This is a genomic window from Palleronia sp., assembly GCF_042089775.1.
Lineage (GTDB): Bacteria > Pseudomonadota > Alphaproteobacteria > Rhodobacterales > Rhodobacteraceae > Palleronia.
In genome coordinates this window covers 1-3325 of the sequence record NZ_JBELKF010000200.1, presented here as the reverse complement: position 1 = coordinate 3325, position 3325 = coordinate 1, and the positions used below count along the sequence as shown (strand labels likewise).

Below are 3325 nucleotides of genomic sequence, written 5' to 3'. Positions count from 1 at the left end.
TTCATCGACATCACTTCGATCCGCCTCTGGCTCCGCCATTTGTCAACATGACCTAAACAAGGCGCCGGAAAGACACAAGGCGAGAACAGCGATGAGGAAGCCGATAAAGCGCTCGCGAATCTTGCCGCGGAGGTTGCAGAAAGCCGGAGATATATTTGTGCTCAAGATATTTCTGTCCCGCCCCAGACAACCTCCCAAGTTTGCTCGTCTCTCTACGGATACGAGCGCGTACCGCGCATCTCTGCATAGTACATTGACCTCGGCTAACAGATCATCGCTTTAGCGGGTGGATATAAAAAAAGGTTGAAACAAAATTTTCAGCCGACCGCGATCCGAATTCCATGGGTGTGCATGCCGGCCAATACACACGCTACTATATCGCAGTGGGTAGGATATCGCAGTGATCAGTGAGCACGCCCAATCGCCGGGATCGGCATCTTATGGTTGAGATCGACAATTCCGCGCCTCAGTCGGCGGGCCCGGCTCTCTTACGCACCCAGAACTGCACAGCGGTGAAAGAGCGACGCCCGACGCTGGAAAAATCGGGCCGGCTCCTCCAACACGACGACGTTTTTTTGTGGCGCAGTCCACCTAGGGCTGGACGATTGGTGTCAACCGCCTTCAACATTGGCTGCTGTAGAAGTGGGATAAGCGGCCACCAAGCATCAGTCAGGTCCCTGATTGTCAGTCGGCTGACTCACGCTGAAGCCAGTTTTGATCGCGAATGCGCTCGTATTCTTATATGTGAAATTTAAAACTCGCGTTGTTTCGTTGTGCGATACGTCAGTGATGGAGATCGTGGGCGCCGCGCCAGCCGAAAGAAGCGTGTGGATTGCTCCGTCTTTGACGCCAGTGTCAGAATTAGGGAGGACAGGGATAAGAAATGTTCCCGCTGAACGATCTGCCATTGAAGCACGTGCATTCCATGACCCCATCAGAGTAATCATCTTGTCGCCCGCCCCAAGATCAGTCTCCGGCATCCACATCTTGGCTGTCATCGATGCACCCGCCGCTAGTGTGAGTTCTTCACTCTTGTAAAGCATAGCCTCATTGTTATACCTAGCAATACTTCCATGGTTTCCCCATGACTTTTGAGCCTGCATCGCCCGGCGCTGTCCAGCGTTGGCGGTTATCACGATGTCATGAGTGTGGAAGTTTTCGAACCTGTTATCGGTTGACCGAAGGGAATCGTCTGCGCTATCCCCAAAGTGCACGAAATAGTGGCCTGTCCGATCAATATCCTCCGCGTTGTTCTGAATCTGAATCGCGCCGCCCTTGATGTAGTTCCCTCGCGAGTTAATGAACTGGAAGTACCGGACATCGTGATCTGCTGGATTGACACGGAACTCTCCAGCCTTCGTAAAGAACACCCCGTCGAGTGTAGCACCTTTTGTTTGATGCAAAACTATCCCGCGATACTTTGGCGTGTCGATGTGGATGGTCGAGACATTCACCGGAACCTGATTGAACAAATACAAGCAGGTGTCCTTTGCGCGAACAACGTGAATATCGCAACCTTGAAGGCCTTTTTCTGTGTACACGCCGTAGCGCTCGTTGTCCGTGGCTGAGATATTCAGCACGGTTGTGTCAAAGCCTATGACATAGAAGCCATCATAGTTGCCTTGGGCGTGACACCCCCAAATCTTCGACTCGAGCGATCCAATTGAGAAACCACGACGGCCTCCGGTCGCACGACAAGCCGTGAGGTACTGATGAAAATAGAAGTCCGATGTCTCGAAGCAGTCGACAACGGGCCCTGCATGTGTTGCCGGATCGTAGGTTTTCGGATCAAAAACCCCGTTCGCCACGTTTACGATGAGCTTCTCAACGGTCGTACGAGTAGCTGCCATTCTTACAACCGCCGTTCCCGCGAATCCTGGTAGGGCTTCGACATAGGCCATGCCAATGCCAAGCGTGAAGAGGTTCTGTCCTTGCCCCAGATTTACAGGGGAGCTCACACCATAACGCCCTTGACCGAGTAAGCAGTTTCCACAAATGGTAAGACAAGAATTTATCGCATCCGCATTGTTTGTTCCAGCCCCGGTGACGATTCCCGTCGTCTGATCTGTGGTGCTGGTGTAGTCGGCCCTTCCACCAAACCACTCGCTAGCGGCTGGGCCATGCCATTGACGAACCCATGCACCGGCCGCCGTGGATTCAGGTGCAACATAGATGCCTTCATGCTTGTCTTGTTGATGATGGTAGACGGAGATACTCGCATCCCAACGAAAATGACCTGAGCGGCCGCCTTCACTCAGGTAGACTAACCCAATCCGTCTGTTGAGCAATTTCAGAGAGGCACGATCTCTGACTACTTGCACCCGCTTAGAAAGGTGCAGAGCTCTCAGTCGCATTCCATCCGAAGTGGTCTCGTCCCATTCGAGCGCGTCGTCTTCCACACGCTCATAACGGTTCCCGTCATCTGAAACCTCGATGACATCTCCGACCGAAACTTTGGCCACCGTCAGTCCAAGTAGTGCAGCAGCAGTTTTTACCTTCAGGTCCGGCTCGCCATCCGACATGCGCAGATCATTATCGACGCGGGAGATGATCTTGTTTTTTTGCGTCTGCGGGGACTCCGTGTCCGCAAGTACGCCATTGATTGAGGCCGGCAGCTTGGTGTTGATATCTTCTTGAATGCTTTTCGTCTCGGTCAACACCGCCTGCGCATCGGACTGTGCCAATATGGCCGCGTTGTAGTCGTCCTGAGACAGCAGGGACACGATTGAGCCGACCACTTTCGTGTTAGCTCCGACTACCAGGAGGTCCGTCAGGTCACCACCATTCTCCGGCACCGTGATGGCACCCAAAGACTGAGCAAGCTGCTTACCTGAGCGGGTATATTGGAGCGTTACCGCATAATGCGTTGGGGCGGTGCCGCGCGCGTTCGGCCACAACTCGACCTCAAACCGATCGAACTGCGCCGTTACCTCGATCGGCTCGGTGACGATGATTCCGCGCTCGGCGTGATCAAGGCCCTTCACGTCAGTTCCGCTGCCGGCAAGCTGAAAGATAACGCGAGCGTCATCGAGGTGCTTTCCGTCGGCAAAAGAGAACGTGCCCGTGACGGTTGCGGTGGGAAGCGGCATGCGCGAATTCCTGCTTTGTGGGGCTGGGGTTTTGCGCGCTAGTTATGGCTGGAAAACGTACTTAGATCATAAACGAACCGTTCGCAGGTCATGTCGCTTACGATGATGGCGGTGATCGGGCCTTGTCGGCTAGCTCTGACTTCGGACGATTCACATCGCGAATCCCTACGGTTAGGTCATCTTGACAAATGGCGGAGCCAGAGGCGGATCGAAGTGATGTCGATGAATCCCGGGAA

The 3325-nt window shown here is 53.9% G+C and carries 1 protein-coding gene; it reads right to left on the bottom strand.

From position 1 onward, the window contains the following. Positions 1-665 precede the first annotated feature (665 nt). Complete coding sequence (locus ACFDS3_RS19895; protein WP_375264069.1) at positions 666-3089, bottom strand: hypothetical protein; 2424 nt, start codon at positions 3087-3089, stop codon at positions 666-668. Positions 3090-3325 lie beyond the last annotated feature (236 nt).